Source organism: Vreelandella sp. V005 (assembly GCF_052645115.1).
This window is the reverse complement of the sequence record NZ_JBQXYA010000004.1, coordinates 121,576-135,428: the sequence shown is the minus strand read 5'-3', so window position 1 is coordinate 135,428 and position 13,853 is coordinate 121,576. Positions and strand designations below refer to the sequence as shown.

Sequence of the window (13,853 nt, the reverse complement as noted above, 5' to 3'; positions counted from 1 at the left end):
TTAACGTGGGGGTTGAGGCGCCCTATTTCCACCTACCTCCCTCACCCTGGGCTTTACAGGGTCAACGCAGCCATGGATAGTAATCGTTCGGCAGGGGCGCTCGCCGTTATTGGCGAGCTGAGAAGAACCCTTTGAACCTGAACCGGATAACACCGGCGTAGGGAGTCGTGGTACCGCTTACCACCTCCCCGCCGGGAGGATGCTATGACCCTACCTCCGCTTGGCGATTATCTTTCGACGCTACGCACAGCGACACCGTTAGTCCATTGCATGACCAATTATGTCGCCATGAACAGTACGGCCAATCTGCTGCTAGCCACTGGTGCGTCACCCGCCATGGTGCATGCGCCAGAGGAAGTGGCTGAGTTCACCGCTATTTCTGCCGGGCTCTCGATCAATATTGGCACCATCTCTGCCCACTGGGCTGACGCAATGCTGACCGCCGCGGACAGTGCTGGCCAGCACTCGATTCCCTGGGTGTTAGATCCTGTCGCCGTTGGCGCGACCCGCTATCGTCAATCGCTGTGTACGCGGTTACTCGCGTTAAAGCCTAGCGTGATTCGCGGCAATGCCTCTGAAATCCTGGCGCTCAATGGGTTAGCCAGCCAAGGCCGCGGCGTGGACTCGACCGCCGCCTCCGACCAAGCCATCGACGCAGCGATAGCACTGGCGCAACAACACGGCTGCATTGTCGCGATGACCGGCGAAAGCGACTGGGTGACGAATGGCACACAGCACTACCGTATTAACGGTGGCCACCCCTTAATGCCCCAGGTAACAACGTTAGGCTGCGGTCTTAGCGCGCTGGTCACCGCGTTTGTAGCGGCTAACCGTGACGCGCCGCTGGAAGCTACCGCCGCTGCGCTCGGCTGCTTTGCCGTTGCTGGCGAGCAGGCGGGTAAAACGGCGCAGGGCCCAGGCAGTTTTCAAGTCGCTCTGCTGGATGCGCTTTATCAACTAACCCCTGACGACCTCACTGCTCATACCCAGTTGGAGTCACGCCATGCCGTTTGACCTATCGCTTTATTTGGTGACCGACGCTGCGCTTTGCGACGCTTATGGCCTAGAGCAGACGGTAGAAGCAGCGGTAAGCGGCGGTGTGACCATCGTGCAGCTACGTGATAAGCGTGCCAGCGATGAACAGATGATTGCTCAAGCCAAGCGGCTAAAAGCAGTGCTGGCAGGCACCGGGGTGCCACTGATCATTAATGACCGGTTACAGGTAGCGCTAGAGAGCCAAGCAGATGGTCTGCATGTCGGTCAGAGTGATGCCGCTGTTGAGGAAGCCCGACGAGTGCTAGGTGAACAGGCGATTATTGGCCTGTCGATCAATACCCTTTCTCAGCTCCAAGCGGCTCCTATGGCGTTACTCGATTACGTGGGTATTGGGCCCGTGTTTGCGACTGGCAGCAAACAGGATCACGCCCAGCCGATTGGCTTTGGCGGCTTAGCGTCATTGGTCAACGCCTGCCCCCTGCCCAGCGTAGCGATTGGCGGGTTGAAAGCGGCGCATGCCATTAGCGTTCAGCGGGCGGGAGCGAACGGTATTGCCGTGATTTCCGCGATCTGTGGCCAGCCCGACCCTCGACAGGCAGCACTCGCCTTTCAGGTCGCTGCGGCGTCATGAACCAATTAGAGCATATCGTGGCGTTCGTGCGGGTGGCCGAGCTGGGTAGCTATACCCGGGCGGCTGAGGCACTCGATCTGTCGCGTACCCGCGTGTCTCGTCAAGTTATGGCATTGGAGGAAGCACTTGGGGCTCGCCTGATACAGCGCACTACGCGTCGTCTCCATCTCACAGAGGCAGGAGAGCGCTACTTAATGCGTGCCCAGGGCGTGCTGCAAGCGCTTGATGAAGCCGCTGCTGAAGTTGGCCAAGGCACCAGCGACGTGCGCGGCCGTTTACGCGTCAATGGGCCCATGAGTTTTGGTACCCGCTACTTAGCGCCACTCGTTACCCAATTTATGCTGGCCCACCCAGCGCTTGACGTGCGCCTGGATCTTAATGACCGTCGCGTTGATCTACTGGAAGAGGGTTATGACGTGGCGATCCGTATCGGCAGCCTGCCCGATTCCAGCCTGGTGGCACGCCGCCTGACTCGCTGCCGTTTGCTGTTTTGTGCCTCCCCTGAATATCTTTCCACCCACGGCGAACCCGGCAGTGTTAGCGCGCTTAATGAGCACTGCTGCCTGCGCTATCGTAGTGGTCAGCAGAGCGCTGACTGGCAAATTGCAACGCAGTCATTAGCGGTCAATGGCCCACTTGAGAGCAATAATGGTGATGTGCTGACCCAAGCCGCGGAAGCGGGCTTAGGCATCGCCCAACAGCCCAGCTTTCTGGTCACGGAGAGTATCGCCAGCGGGCGGTTAGTGCCGATTTTAACCAACGAGCCTGCGGTGCGACTCGACGTTCACGCGCTCTACCCTGCCCGGCGCTACCTGCCCGCCAAGGTGGAGCGCTTTATCGATCTGCTTACCGAGGCGTGGGGAGATCCCCCTATCTGGGAACAGGCGATCGGATTGTCGCCTATTGCGCAACAGTGATGTGCATAACGCGCTGATTATCTCACGCTGGCCCGTCGGTAAAGTAGCTTCATCAACCACACAGATGGAAGCTCCTCCCATGACAACTCAATCATCACTTACGGCCACTCCCTCTCTACAGCCTTATGCTATTACGCTTCTGCGCATCAGTCTGGGCGTTATGGCCCTCGCTCACGGTTTGCTCAAAGTGTTGGTATTTACCCTGCCGGGCACGGTCGGCTATTTTGAATCACTCGGCTTACCAGGGTTTGTGGCGTACCTCACTATTGCGGCTGAAGTGGGTGGCGGGATCGCCCTTCTGCTCGGCGTATATACCCGCTGGGTAAGCCTGGCATTGGTGCCGGTGCTGCTGGGCGCCGCCTGGGTGCATTTGGGTAACGGCTGGATGTTCTCGAATACAGGGGGCGGTTGGGAGTTTCCCGTGTTCTGGACGCTGGCCCTCATTGCGCAAGCGGGCCTGGGAAGTGGTCACTGGGTATTAAACCGTCGCTACGCCTAACCTCATCACCGGCGCTTGCTTCACCGCAAGCGCCGGTACTGCCGTGGAGAGCTACCCATGTTACCTAGTCTATTTATTTCCCATGGTTCACCCATGCTGGCACTGAATAAAACATCCGCCCATAGGTTTCTGCGTGAACTCGGCAGTCAACTCTCACCTAAAGCGGTGGTAGTGGTTTCGGCCCACTGGGAGAGCGACGAGTTACTGGTCAGTAGCAGCGTCGAACCAGAAACGATTCACGATTTTGGTGGGTTTCCGCAGGCGCTTTTCGATATGCAGTATGCCGCGCCTGGCGATCCTGAACTGGCGGAGCGGCTGGACGTGCTGCTGGGCGCCAAACCGGTAGAGCGTGGCTTCGACCATGGCGTTTGGGTGCCGCTCTCGTTAATGTTTCCTGATGCTAATGTACCCGTCGTTTCTTTATCGTTGCCGGTGCGCTGGAGCAATGCGGCGCTTACGGCACTCGGTGAACGGCTGTCGGCACTTCGCGACGAGGGGATATTGGTGATCGGCTCGGGCAGCCTGACCCATAATTTATATGAGCTGATGGCACCAGATAGCGACATGCCCGGCTGGGTAGATGTGTTTGCGCGCTGGGTGCACGATCACTTGGTCGCCAATGACCGTGAGGCGTTGCTACATTGGGAAAACGCCCCTAGCGCGCAGAAAAATCACCCCACGCCGGAGCACTTTCAACCTTTACTGATCGCGATGGGCGCGGGCGGTCATGCTAGTCAACTCCACTACAGCGTTGAACACGGCGTGCTGGCAATGGATATTTACCAGTTTGCTTAAGCATTCTGCTAGGCGGTGGGGCGGCGCTTCAAGGTAGTACGCCGATCGTGATACGCCACCGCTAGCCCGCTGCCCATGATCAAGGCGCTACCGACCCACACCCAGATATCCGGCATTTCACCCCAGAACCACCAGCCCAAGAGCACTGCCCAGAGCATGGCGGTATAGTCGAACGGCGCAGCAATGGCGGCAGGCGCGTAGCGAAAGGCCAGGGTAATGAAGGCGGTCGCCGCCACACCGAAGATACCGGAGGTGAAAAACCCAACCCAGTGCCACGGCTGGGGAGTTTGCCATACCCATGGCAGCGTCAACCCGGTCACCACTAATGGCACAAAGGTCATATAAAACAGCATGGCCCATAAATGCTCCTGGGCACCGTAGCGGCGTGCGGTAATCATCATCAAGGCATAAAAAAGCGCCGCCCCCACCAGCACCAAAGCGCCGACTTGAAATGCATCGCCGTTAGGCCGAACCACAATCAGCACGCCCACAAACCCGACTAACGAGGCAATTAGCACCGGAGGATCGATACGCTCACCCAATAAAGGCACCGACAGAAGCGTGACAAACAGCGGTGCCACGAAGGCGATTGCGGTGGCTTCTGCGAGCGGTAGCAGTGTTAGCCCCCAAACGAAACAGACCATCGTGGCGGTATAGATTAATCCGCGCAGAAAATGGACGCCTGGGCGCTTCGTGCGTAGCTTGCGTAAACCACCCGCAAAATGCGCAAGTAGTGCAATCATCGGCAGCGAAACCAAGGCACGAAAGAAAATAATCTGCAGCGGCGAATGTGTTTCACCCAGCCACTTTGAAACAGCATCCCCCAAGGCAAGAAATAGAACACCCAGACACATACAAAGTATGCCTTTCAGCGAGGTGGTCACCGCGATCTCCTTATTGGATTGTTATTTAATCGTCATCAATGGGCTAAAAGCAAAAACCCCGCCAGTAACAAAGGGCGGGGTGAGGTGAGCCAGCATGAAGGGTCGCCATTTAGGCAGTGCTTGCGATAGCCACTTAAAGGCTGGCATTAACGACCATACAGTCCATACCCTGCGAGTGTAGTTCCCGACACGCCTGGCGAGCGCGCTGCTCATCCAAAGCCACTAAACGGGCACGGTAAACCGGGTTCAGGCCTTCGACAGTGTCCACCGCCACACGCCCGCCTAAATTTTGCGCAATACGCTGGGCTGCCTGCTGCGCCAATTGCCGTGCCTGGGCTTCCTGACTAAAGGCACCCACTTGTACTCCCCAGCCACCACCCGCTTCAGAGACTGAAGCAAGCTGGCGCTCGCGCTCAATAAAAGCCCGTAAAGGGTCAGGCTGCTGCGCTGTGTCATTTACCGCGGGGGGGCGCTGCATACTGGTGATATCGGCCAACTGCTCTTCAAGGTCCACGGCAGGCGCTGACGCGTTTGAGTCCGGTGAAGGTGAAAGCGTGGTGGTCTCCACTACCGCCAGCAGCGGCTGACGCGGCTCAGGCGTTGGCGGAGCTATCGGCTGAGCGGGAGGTGCAAACGCCATGAATTCTTGCGAAAAGTTGGTATCCGCCATCCAGCTGCGCTGATCACGCAGCGACGCACGCAGGAAACTGCGGTCTAACAAGTTGGCCATATGAGTATCACGCGACTGGGATGAAAAACCACCCATGACCACCCCGACCAAACGTCGATTACCACGCATAGCGGTCGTCGCTACGTTAAAGCCGGATGCGCGGATAAAACCGGTTTTCAACCCATCGGCACCGGGATAGTCACGCACTAAGCGATTGTGGCTGGTGTGCCGTGTACCACGATAGGTGAATTCTTGCAGGCCAAAGTAGTGATAGTACTGCGGAAAATCCTGCATCACGCGTACCGAGAGGGTCAGCATATCTCGCGCCGTGGTGATCTGGCCATCATCTGGCAAGCCTGACGCATTGCGAAAGGTGGTCGCGTGCATGCCTAACTCGCGCGCCTTCGTAGTCATCATTTGCGCAAAACGTGCTTCCGTGCCCCCCAATGCTTCGGCGACGACAGCGGCGACATCATTGGCTGAACGCACCGCTAGCGCACGTATTGCCGTATCGACGGGAATAGAACTACCCGCCGCCAACCAGAGTTTAACGGCGGGCTTAGCGGCAGCGTATTGAGAAACGGGCAGCGGCTCGTCGAGGCGCAGCGTTCCCGCTTCCAGCGCTTCAAAGGTTAAATACAGCGTCATCATTTTGGTGAGCGAGGCGGGATAACGCTGGTCATCGATATTTTCAGCATAGAGCACTTCGCCATTATCCAAGTCGACCACAATGCCTGCATAGCGCGGGTTGTCTGCGTGAGCGCTGGACATAACCACCAGCATGATCAGCCAGACGACACTCAGTGACCAAAACGCTGCCACACTGCCAGCGGTGAGCTGTTTTACCCTCGCATACATACCTGCCCCTTGCTTGTTATCAACGCGCTGTGACTTGATCCATTGCCTCACTACCATGCCACACTCAAGGTGCAACGCAAGGCTTTACGTACTCTGCACTACACGGCCTAGTAAGGACCGTCATCAGCTGAGTATATACGGTGTACGGGTTAGAAAAACAAAGCTAAATGCGTTTGAGAAAAAGATAAATATACAATCCAAAAAAAACCGACCTCTGAGAGGTCGGTTTTCGATCGCTACTAAAGAAACCTAGCGCAGAGAATTACTCTTCTGCAGCGGCTTCTTCAACAACCGGACGGTCAACTAACTCAACGAACGCCATAGGTGCGTTGTCGCCGGTGCGGAAACCGCACTTGAGAATACGGACGTAACCGCCCGGACGCTCGGCATAACGCGGACCTAATTCGTTGAACAGTTTGCCGACGGCTTCTTTAGAGCGCGTGCGGGCAAACGCCAAACGACGGTTTGCAACGCTATCCTGCTTAGACAAGGTGATCAGCGGCTCGATAACGCGACGCAACTCCTTGGCTTTCGGCAGGGTTGTCTTGATGACTTCATGCTCGACCAGCGAGACAGACATGTTCTTGAACATGGCCTGACGATGCGAGCTGGTGCGATTCAGATGACGACCACTCTTACGATGACGCATGGTTGTAATTCCTTACCAAACTGGGACTCAAGTCGACGCTCACGCGGAGGCTTTGTCGTCCTTCAGGCTTGCCGGTGGCCAATTTTCCAACCGCATGCCAAGGGACAAGCCGCGAGCCGCCAATACATCTTTGATTTCATTCAAAGACTTTTTACCGAGATTCGGGGTCTTCAACAGCTCAACTTCTGTGCGCTGGATAAGATCACCGATGTAGTAAATATTCTCGGCTTTTAGGCAGTTCGCGCTGCGAACGGTCAACTCAAGATCGTCTACGGGGCGCAATAGAATTGGATCGACATGATCCTCTTCCTCTTCGACTTCCTGTTCTTTATCAGCTTCCAGGTCGACGAAGGCGGCCAGCTGCTCTTGCAGGATGGTCGCACTGCGACGGATAGCCTCTTCCGGATCCAGGGTACCGTCGGTTTCCAGATCGATAATCAACTTATCGAGGTCGGTGCGCTGCTCAACACGAGCGGCTTCAACCGAGTAGGAAACACGGCGGACAGGGCTGAAGGTGGCATCCAGCTGCAGGCGGCCAATGGCACGTGACTCTTCATCAGAGCCGCGCGCGTCAGCCGGTTCGTAGCCACGACCCAGCGCTACCTTAAGCTGAATTTTCAGCTCGGCACCTTCATTGACATGGGCAATGATGTGGTCCGGGTTGACGATTTCGACGCTATGATCAAGCGCAATGTCGCCAGCGGTGACGACGGCTGGGCCCTGCTTGTTCAGCGTGAGCACCGCCTCATCGCGGCTGTGCATCTTGATCGCAACATCTTTCAAGTTCAGGAGGATTTCAATGACATCTTCCTGCACCCCTTCGAGCGCACTGTATTCATGCTCAACGCCGGCAATTTCAGCCTCTACCACGGCACAGCCGGGCATAGACGAAAGCAGAATGCGACGCAGTGCATTCCCCAGGGTGTGACCAAAGCCACGCTCGAACGGTTCGAGCACGATTTTGGCGTGATGTGCGCTGATTTCTTCGACCTTGATGTCGCGAGGACGAAGAAACTCTGTCACTGAACGCTGCATATGAACACCTTTCAGGCTGCCAAACGGATACTTGGTACTCGGTACGATCTGGCGCGGGCGTTATACCCACACCAGATTGACAAGAAACAGAAAACTGCTTACTTGGAGTACAGCTCGACGATCAGGTTTTCGTTGATGTCGGCAGTCAGGTCACCGCGTTCAGGCAGAGCCTTGAAAGTGCCTTCCATCTTCTTGGCGTCGATTTCGATCCAAGCGATATCGCCACGGTTGGCCGCAATGGACAACGCGCTTTGAATACGTGCTTGGTTTTTCGCCTTTTCGCGAATGGAAACAACGTCACCCGGCTTCACTTGGTAGGAAGCTACGTTAACGGTGCGGCCGTTCACGGAAATCGCCTTGTGGCTGACCAGCTGACGCGCTTCAGAGCGAGTCGAGCCGAAGCCCATGCGGTAGACGACATTATCCAGTCGGGATTCGAGCAACTGTAACAATACTTCACCAGTCGCGCCTTTCAGGCGAGCGGCTTCTTTGTAGTAGTTACGGAATTGTTTTTCGAGTACGCCATACATGCGACGTACTTTTTGCTTCTCGCGAAGCTGCAAGCCGTAGTCTGAAAGACGTTGACGACGTTGGCCGTGTACACCCGGGATCTGCTCGGATTTACACTTTTTCTCGAAGGGAGTCACACCGCTCTTCAAAAAGAGGTCTGTGCCTTCACGACGAGACAGTTTGCACTTCGGTCCAATATAACGAGCCATGAATCTGTCTCCTTAAACGCGGCGTTTCTTCGGCGGACGGCAGCCATTATGGGGAATGGGCGTCGCGTCTACGATGCTCTGCACGCGGAAGCCGGCGGCGTTCAATGCGCGCACGGCGGATTCACGACCGGGACCTGGGCCTTTAACCAGTACGTCTACGTTTTTCACACCATACTCGGCTGCAGCAGTTGCTGCACGTTCGCTTGCCACTTGAGCAGCGAACGGGGTGCTCTTGCGAGAACCACGAAAACCCGAACCACCGGCAGTTGCCCATGAAAGAGCATTGCCCTGGCGGTCTGTGATCGTCACGATCGTGTTGTTAAAAGAGGCATGGATATGCGCAATTGCGTCCACTACCTGCTTTTTAACCTTTTTACGGTTACTACGCGGGTTAGCCATGTTGATGTCTATTCCTGTCTTTACGCCAGAACGTGCGTGTTATTTGCGGATCGGCTTACGCGGGCCCTTACGGGTGCGCGCGTTAGTCTTAGTCCGCTGACCACGCAGCGGAAGACTACGACGATGACGCAGACCACGGTAGCAGCCTAAGTCCATGAGACGCTTAATGTTAAGCGTGACATCACGACGAAGGTCGCCTTCTACGGTGTACTTGCCAACTTCAGAACGCAGGGTGTCGACTTCTTCAGAAGACAGATCCTGGATCTTGGCAGTAGGCGCGATACCGGCTGCAGCACAGATGTGCTCAGCACGGGTACGGCCAATCCCGAAGATATAGGTCAGCGAGATCGCCGCATGCTTGTTGTCCGGGATATTGACGCCTGCAATACGGGCCATCAGCTTACTCCGAAATTTGAGCGGCTTGCTCGTTTATTCATCTACAAAAGGCGCAACAGCATACCCCTTTAGTTGCCTTATGGCAAGGGGTATGCTGGCACCCGCTTAATACAACCCAGGCTATTAACCCTGGCGCTGTTTGTGCCGTGGCTCGCTGCAGATGACGCGGACAGCGCCATTGCGACGAATGATCTTGCAGTTACGGCACATTTTCTTTACGGAAGCTCGAACTTTCATCGATCTTTCTCCAAAAACCGGCTCGCGGCGCGCCCCTTCTCTAAAGCGATAGGGGAGACGGCGCCTCAGCGCATGATACCGCCGCTACCGTAGCCTTTCAGGTTGGACTTCTTCATCACTGAGTCATACTGATGCGACATGAGATGCGATTGCACCTGGGCCATGAAGTCCATGATGACCACGACTACGATTAACAACGAGGTACCGCCGAAAAAGAACGGCACGTTCCACGCCACAATCAAGAACTGGGGCATCAAGGAAACCGCAGTGATATACAAGGCACCGAACAGGGTCAGACGTGTCATGACCTTGTCGATATAGCGAGCGGTCTGCTCGCCGGGGCGAATGCCCGGCAGGAAAGCGCCTGACTTTTTAAGATTGTCAGCCACATCCTTGGGGTTGAAGACCAGCGCTGTGTAAAAGAAGCAGAAGAATACCACTGCCGCCGCGAAAAGCAAGATGTAAAGCGGTTGACCTGGGCCTAATGCCTGAGATGCACGCTGCAACCACTCCATACCTTCGCCGGCACCTACCCACTGGCCGATAGAGGCCGGGAAGAGCAGAATACTGGAGGCAAAAATCGCCGGAATTACGCCGGCCATGTTGACCTTCAAAGGCAGGTAGCTACTTTGCCCTGCATACATCTTATTGCCCACTTGACGCCGGGGGTAGTTCACCTTGAGGCGGCGTTGGCCACGCTCGATGAAAACCACGAAGGCGACAGTCGCAATACCTAACGCAGACAACGCTAACAGCGGCAGAACATTCCAGGCCCCTTCATTACGGGCAAGCTCGAACGCTTGACCCACGGCACTGGGTAGTCCAGCGACAATACCGGCAAAGATTAGCAGCGAAATACCGTTGCCAATGCCCTTCTCGGTAATCTGCTCACCTAGCCACATCATAAACACCGCGCCTGATACGAACGTAATCACGGCGGTGAAGTAGAAGCTAAAGTCAGCGCTGTACGCGATGCCTTGGCTAGCCAGGCCGACGGACATACCGGTTGCCTGGACAAATGCCAGTATCACCGTGCCGTAGCGGGTGTACTGGCTAATCTTGCGGCGGCCAGCCTCACCCTCTTTCTTGAGCTGCTCAAGATGAGGGGAGACCGCAGTCATGAGCTGCATGATAATCGACGCCGAAATATAGGGCATGATACCCAGGGCGAGGACACTCATGCGCTCCAGGGCGCCACCCGAGAACATGTTAAACATGCCTAGGATGGTTCCCTGTTGCTCCCTAAACAAGGCAGCAAGCTGGTCAGGATTGATACCGGGAACGGGAATGTGGGCACCAATACGGTACACCACGATGGCGAGGAGCACGAAGCGCAAACGCGCCCACAGTTCACTCAGACCGCTGCCCATCGCCGGCATTTTTCCTGACTTGGCCATTTAGTCCTCTACCTTGCCGCCAGCGGCTTCGATCGCTTCACGGGCACCTTTGGTGACCTTGATTCCGCGAACGGTAACCGCTGTTTTCAATTCGCCAGAAAGGATGATCTTCGCGTGTAGCGTAGCATCCTTCAGCACATTGGCTTCTTTCAAAGATGCCATGGTGACTTCGCCACCGGCAACTTTAGCAAGCTCAGCCAGGCGTACTTCTTCAGAGACCAGCGACTTCGCAGACGTAAAGCCGAATTTCGGCAAACGACGCTGCAAAGGCATCTGACCGCCTTCGAAACCGGGCTTAACACTGCCGCCACTACGTGATTTCTGACCTTTGTGACCACGGCCACCGGTCTTACCAAGACCGGAACCGATGCCACGACCCACACGCTTTGCAGCGTGCTTGGAGCCCGGAGCCGGGCTTAGGTTATTGAGTTTCATGGATTACTCTCCCTCAACGCGCACAAGGTAAGTTACCTTGTGGATCATGCCGCGTACGGCAGGGGTGTCTTCCAGTTCAACCGTATGACCGATGCGACGCAGGCCCAAGCCCTTCATAGTAGCCTTGTGCTTGGGCATGATGCCGATGGTGCTGCGGATCTGGGTAACCTTGATCGTTGCTGCCATGGTGCCTTACCCCGTGATCGCTTCGACAGACAAACCGCGCTTAGCGGCAATGTCTTCCGGTGCTTGCATGGAAGAGAGACCTTTAACAGTCGCTCGAACCACGTTAACCGGGTTGGTGGAACCGTAGCACTTGGCCAGTACGTCGTGGACACCGGCAAGCTCTAGTACAGAGCGCATGGCGCCACCGGCGATGATGCCGGTACCTTCGGAAGCCGGCTGCATGTACACCTTGGAAGCACCGTGACGGGCTTTTACCGGGTACTGCAGCGTTTGGCCAGCGAGGTTCACCTTGACCATGTTGCGACGAGCTTGATCCATCGCTTTCTGGATTGCGACAGGCACTTCACGCGCCTTGCCACGACCGAAACCGACACGACCTTTACCATCACCAACGACGGTCAGTGCGGTGAAGCCGAAAATACGACCACCCTTGACCACCTTGGCGACGCGGTTGACCTGCACTAACTTCTCTTGCAGATCACCGCTTTGCTGTTCGTTCTTCGCCATCGTAAAACCCTTTAGAATTCCAGGCCGCCTTCACGTGCGGCGTCGGCCAGCGCCTTGACGCGGCCGTGATACTTAAAGCCAGCACGGTCGAAGGCCACCTGGGTGATGCCTGCTTCTTTAGCGCGTTCGGCAATCAGAGCACCTACTTTAGAGGCAGCATCTGAGTTACCGGTCGCACCCTCGCGCAGTGCTTTGTCCAGCGTAGAAGCACTGGCTAACACTTTGCCACCATCCGGCGAGATAATCTGCGCATAGATGTGACGCGGGGTACGGTTGACGCACAGGCGATACACGCCCAGCTCGCGGATCTTCGCGCGAGCGCGGCGGGCACGACGGAGACGAGATTCTTTCTTCGCGTTCATAACCCTGCCTTACTTCTTCTTGGCTTCTTTGCGACGCACCTGCTCGTCGGCGTACCGGACACCCTTGCCTTTATACGGCTCGGGCGGACGGAAAGCGCGGATTTCCGCGGCGCACTGACCGAGCTGCTGCTTGTCCGCGCTTTTCAGCACGATCACGGTGTTTTTCGGCGTTTCCGCTGTAACACCTTTCGGCAGTTCGTAGTCGACCGGGTGCGAGAAGCCCAGTGAAAGATTGAGCGTCTGGCCCTTAGCTTGGGCACGATAACCGACGCCAACAATTTCGAGAGTTCGTGTAAAACCCTCGGATACGCCCGTTACCAGGTTCTGAACTAAGGCGCGGGTAGTACCGGCCATTGCCCAGCTCTTGGCAGACTCACTCGGGGCGAAGGTCAGCTGGCCATCTTCTTGATTCACCACTACATCAGAGTGGATGGTCATAGATAGCGTGCCCTGGCCGCCTTTGGCGGTCAGCTGGTCGGCATTGATTTTAATGTCAACGCCGGCAGGCACTTTAACCGGATATTTCGCTATGCGGGACATTCCAGCCTCCTAGAATACGGTGCAGATGACTTCGCCACCGACACCCGCTTGGCGCGCGGCACGATCGGTCATGACACCATTGGATGTGGTGACAATCGCGATACCAAGACCATCGGCGACCTTAGGCAGGTTGTCCTTGCCCATGTAACGGCGCAGGGACGGCTTGGAAACCCGCTGAATGTGCTCTATAACCGGCTTACCCTCAAAATACTTGAGCGTTACAGTTAGCTCAGGCTTAGCGCCCTCCGCGACTGTGAAGTCGGTAATGTAGCCTTCTTCCTTTAGCACTCGGGCCACTTGCACTTTCAGCTTGGAGGACGGCATGGTTGCCGTCTCCTTGGTGGCCATCTGCGCATTGCGGATACGAGTAAACATATCCGCCAGAGTGTCTTGCATGCTCATTTAATGTGCGCTCCTGATGATTCTACGTGGCGTTACCAACTGGACTTTTTGAGTCCAGGAACGTCGCCACGCATGGCGGCTTCACGCAGCTTGTTACGGCCGAGGCCGAACTTGTTGTAAAAACCGTGCGGACGACCGGTGATACGGCAGCGGTTACGCTGACGCACCGGGCTTGAGTCGCGCGGCAGTTGCTGCAGCTTCAGCGTCGCCTCGAAGCGGTCTTCCTCAGACGTGTTAACGTCTGAGATGATCTTCTTGAGTTCAGCGCGCTTGGCCGCATACTTCGCGACCAGCTGAGTACGCTTAAGCTCACGCTCTACCATACTTTTCTTAGCCATG

General features: G+C 56.2%; 21 protein-coding genes and 1 riboswitch. Of the genes, 5 read left to right on the top strand and 16 right to left on the bottom strand.

Features of this window, described 5'->3' with window-relative positions:
* The first annotated feature begins 82 nt into the window (after positions 1 to 82).
* A riboswitch (TPP riboswitch) is annotated at positions 83 to 181 on the top strand.
* Positions 182 to 204: 23 nt separating this feature from the next.
* The 5 genes from thiM to ACUN8H_RS11740 all read left to right on the top strand — a co-directional run bounded on the left by thiM (position 205) and on the right by ACUN8H_RS11740 (position 3,838).
* A complete protein-coding gene (gene thiM, locus ACUN8H_RS11760) occupies positions 205 to 1,014 on the top strand; it encodes a hydroxyethylthiazole kinase (RefSeq protein ID WP_445532284.1) in 810 nt (269 codons plus the stop codon).
* Positions 1,004 to 1,627, top strand: a complete 624-nt coding sequence (gene thiE / locus ACUN8H_RS11755) for a thiamine phosphate synthase (protein ID WP_445532283.1) — start codon at positions 1,004 to 1,006, stop codon at positions 1,625 to 1,627. Before thiM ends, thiE begins: the two co-directional genes overlap by 11 nt.
* Positions 1,624 to 2,544, top strand: coding sequence for a LysR family transcriptional regulator (locus ACUN8H_RS11750; protein ID WP_445532282.1), 921 nt, complete (start codon positions 1,624 to 1,626; stop codon positions 2,542 to 2,544). Before thiE ends, ACUN8H_RS11750 begins: the two co-directional genes overlap by 4 nt.
* A gap of 79 nt (positions 2,545 to 2,623) precedes the next feature.
* Positions 2,624 to 3,043 carry a DoxX family protein gene (locus ACUN8H_RS11745; RefSeq protein WP_445532281.1) on the top strand — a complete coding sequence of 140 codons (420 nt, stop codon included), beginning with the start codon at positions 2,624 to 2,626 and terminating at the stop codon, positions 3,041 to 3,043.
* Between the two features lie 57 nt (positions 3,044 to 3,100).
* Positions 3,101 to 3,838 (top strand): DODA-type extradiol aromatic ring-opening family dioxygenase, encoded by a 738-nt coding sequence (locus tag ACUN8H_RS11740; RefSeq protein ID WP_445532280.1) that lies wholly within the window; start codon positions 3,101 to 3,103, stop codon positions 3,836 to 3,838.
* A gap of 8 nt (positions 3,839 to 3,846) precedes the next feature.
* On the opposite strand, the gene ACUN8H_RS11735 is transcribed toward ACUN8H_RS11740, so the two are convergent.
* The 16 genes from ACUN8H_RS11735 to rpsN form a co-directional block, all read right to left on the bottom strand.
* Positions 3,847 to 4,722 carry a DMT family transporter gene (locus ACUN8H_RS11735; protein ID WP_445532279.1) on the bottom strand — a complete coding sequence of 292 codons (876 nt, stop codon included), beginning with the start codon at positions 4,720 to 4,722 and terminating at the stop codon, positions 3,847 to 3,849.
* Positions 4,723 to 4,855: 133 nt separating this feature from the next.
* A complete protein-coding gene (locus ACUN8H_RS11730) occupies positions 4,856 to 6,250 on the bottom strand; it encodes an SPOR domain-containing protein (protein WP_445532278.1) in 1,395 nt (464 codons plus the stop codon).
* Positions 6,251 to 6,512: 262 nt separating this feature from the next.
* Positions 6,513 to 6,899, bottom strand: a complete 387-nt coding sequence (gene rplQ / locus ACUN8H_RS11725) for a 50S ribosomal protein L17 (protein WP_008959150.1) — start codon at positions 6,897 to 6,899, stop codon at positions 6,513 to 6,515.
* A gap of 39 nt (positions 6,900 to 6,938) precedes the next feature.
* Positions 6,939 to 7,934 (bottom strand): DNA-directed RNA polymerase subunit alpha, encoded by a 996-nt coding sequence (locus ACUN8H_RS11720; protein ID WP_113269833.1) that lies wholly within the window; start codon positions 7,932 to 7,934, stop codon positions 6,939 to 6,941.
* A gap of 98 nt (positions 7,935 to 8,032) precedes the next feature.
* A complete protein-coding gene (gene rpsD, locus ACUN8H_RS11715; protein WP_290699868.1) occupies positions 8,033 to 8,653 on the bottom strand; it encodes a 30S ribosomal protein S4 in 621 nt (206 codons plus the stop codon).
* Between the two features lie 12 nt (positions 8,654 to 8,665).
* On the bottom strand, positions 8,666 to 9,052 hold the full coding sequence (rpsK, locus tag ACUN8H_RS11710; RefSeq protein WP_007111985.1) for a 30S ribosomal protein S11: 387 nt from the start codon (positions 9,050 to 9,052) through the stop codon (positions 8,666 to 8,668).
* A gap of 39 nt (positions 9,053 to 9,091) precedes the next feature.
* Entirely contained in the window at positions 9,092 to 9,448 is a 357-nt protein-coding gene (rpsM, locus tag ACUN8H_RS11705) for a 30S ribosomal protein S13 (RefSeq protein ID WP_022520863.1), read from the bottom strand.
* Between the two features lie 123 nt (positions 9,449 to 9,571).
* Positions 9,572 to 9,685 (bottom strand): 50S ribosomal protein L36, encoded by a 114-nt coding sequence (gene rpmJ, locus ACUN8H_RS11700; RefSeq protein ID WP_008959154.1) that lies wholly within the window; start codon positions 9,683 to 9,685, stop codon positions 9,572 to 9,574.
* Between the two features lie 65 nt (positions 9,686 to 9,750).
* The gene (gene secY / locus ACUN8H_RS11695; protein WP_101147110.1) at positions 9,751 to 11,082 is read right to left on the bottom strand and encodes a preprotein translocase subunit SecY; all 1,332 of its coding nucleotides are present in this window, start codon (positions 11,080 to 11,082) and stop codon (positions 9,751 to 9,753) included.
* Positions 11,083 to 11,517, bottom strand: a complete 435-nt coding sequence (gene rplO, locus ACUN8H_RS11690) for a 50S ribosomal protein L15 (RefSeq protein ID WP_101147111.1) — start codon at positions 11,515 to 11,517, stop codon at positions 11,083 to 11,085.
* Between the two features lie 3 nt (positions 11,518 to 11,520).
* Positions 11,521 to 11,703 (bottom strand): 50S ribosomal protein L30, encoded by a 183-nt coding sequence (gene rpmD, locus ACUN8H_RS11685; protein WP_008959157.1) that lies wholly within the window; start codon positions 11,701 to 11,703, stop codon positions 11,521 to 11,523.
* A gap of 6 nt (positions 11,704 to 11,709) precedes the next feature.
* Complete coding sequence (gene rpsE / locus ACUN8H_RS11680) at positions 11,710 to 12,210, bottom strand: 30S ribosomal protein S5 (protein WP_008959158.1); 501 nt, start codon at positions 12,208 to 12,210, stop codon at positions 11,710 to 11,712.
* Positions 12,211 to 12,221: 11 nt separating this feature from the next.
* A complete protein-coding gene (gene rplR, locus ACUN8H_RS11675; RefSeq protein ID WP_008959159.1) occupies positions 12,222 to 12,572 on the bottom strand; it encodes a 50S ribosomal protein L18 in 351 nt (116 codons plus the stop codon).
* Between the two features lie 9 nt (positions 12,573 to 12,581).
* Complete coding sequence (gene rplF / locus ACUN8H_RS11670) at positions 12,582 to 13,112, bottom strand: 50S ribosomal protein L6 (protein WP_113269835.1); 531 nt, start codon at positions 13,110 to 13,112, stop codon at positions 12,582 to 12,584.
* 9 nt (positions 13,113 to 13,121) lie between these two features.
* Positions 13,122 to 13,514 (bottom strand): 30S ribosomal protein S8, encoded by a 393-nt coding sequence (rpsH, locus tag ACUN8H_RS11665; protein ID WP_290699860.1) that lies wholly within the window; start codon positions 13,512 to 13,514, stop codon positions 13,122 to 13,124.
* 32 nt (positions 13,515 to 13,546) lie between these two features.
* Positions 13,547 to 13,852, bottom strand: coding sequence for a 30S ribosomal protein S14 (gene rpsN, locus ACUN8H_RS11660; protein WP_113269837.1), 306 nt, complete (start codon positions 13,850 to 13,852; stop codon positions 13,547 to 13,549).
* Position 13,853: the final 1 nt, after the last annotated feature.

Coding starts and splice junctions, on each gene's coding strand:
- secY (WP_101147110.1), bottom strand. CDS start 11,082: ATGGCCAAGTCAGGAAAAATGCCGGCGATGGGCAGCGGTCTGAGTGAA.
- thiE (WP_445532283.1), top strand. CDS start 1,004: ATGCCGTTTGACCTATCGCTTTATTTGGTGACCGACGCTGCGCTTTGC.
- rpsH (WP_290699860.1), bottom strand. CDS start 13,514: ATGAGCATGCAAGACACTCTGGCGGATATGTTTACTCGTATCCGCAAT.
- ACUN8H_RS11745 (WP_445532281.1), top strand. CDS start 2,624: ATGACAACTCAATCATCACTTACGGCCACTCCCTCTCTACAGCCTTAT.
- ACUN8H_RS11740 (WP_445532280.1), top strand. CDS start 3,101: ATGTTACCTAGTCTATTTATTTCCCATGGTTCACCCATGCTGGCACTG.
- ACUN8H_RS11730 (WP_445532278.1), bottom strand. CDS start 6,250: ATGTATGCGAGGGTAAAACAGCTCACCGCTGGCAGTGTGGCAGCGTTT.
- thiM (WP_445532284.1), top strand. CDS start 205: ATGACCCTACCTCCGCTTGGCGATTATCTTTCGACGCTACGCACAGCG.
- ACUN8H_RS11720 (WP_113269833.1), bottom strand. CDS start 7,934: ATGCAGCGTTCAGTGACAGAGTTTCTTCGTCCTCGCGACATCAAGGTC.
- rpsN (WP_113269837.1), bottom strand. CDS start 13,852: ATGGCTAAGAAAAGTATGGTAGAGCGTGAGCTTAAGCGTACTCAGCTG.
- rpmJ (WP_008959154.1), bottom strand. CDS start 9,685: ATGAAAGTTCGAGCTTCCGTAAAGAAAATGTGCCGTAACTGCAAGATC.
- rplF (WP_113269835.1), bottom strand. CDS start 13,112: ATGTCCCGCATAGCGAAATATCCGGTTAAAGTGCCTGCCGGCGTTGAC.
- rplR (WP_008959159.1), bottom strand. CDS start 12,572: ATGAACGCGAAGAAAGAATCTCGTCTCCGTCGTGCCCGCCGCGCTCGC.
- rpsE (WP_008959158.1), bottom strand. CDS start 12,210: ATGGCGAAGAACGAACAGCAAAGCGGTGATCTGCAAGAGAAGTTAGTG.
- rpmD (WP_008959157.1), bottom strand. CDS start 11,703: ATGGCAGCAACGATCAAGGTTACCCAGATCCGCAGCACCATCGGCATC.
- rpsD (WP_290699868.1), bottom strand. CDS start 8,653: ATGGCTCGTTATATTGGACCGAAGTGCAAACTGTCTCGTCGTGAAGGC.
- ACUN8H_RS11750 (WP_445532282.1), top strand. CDS start 1,624: ATGAACCAATTAGAGCATATCGTGGCGTTCGTGCGGGTGGCCGAGCTG.
- rplQ (WP_008959150.1), bottom strand. CDS start 6,899: ATGCGTCATCGTAAGAGTGGTCGTCATCTGAATCGCACCAGCTCGCAT.
- rpsM (WP_022520863.1), bottom strand. CDS start 9,448: ATGGCCCGTATTGCAGGCGTCAATATCCCGGACAACAAGCATGCGGCG.
- rpsK (WP_007111985.1), bottom strand. CDS start 9,052: ATGGCTAACCCGCGTAGTAACCGTAAAAAGGTTAAAAAGCAGGTAGTG.
- rplO (WP_101147111.1), bottom strand. CDS start 11,517: ATGAAACTCAATAACCTAAGCCCGGCTCCGGGCTCCAAGCACGCTGCA.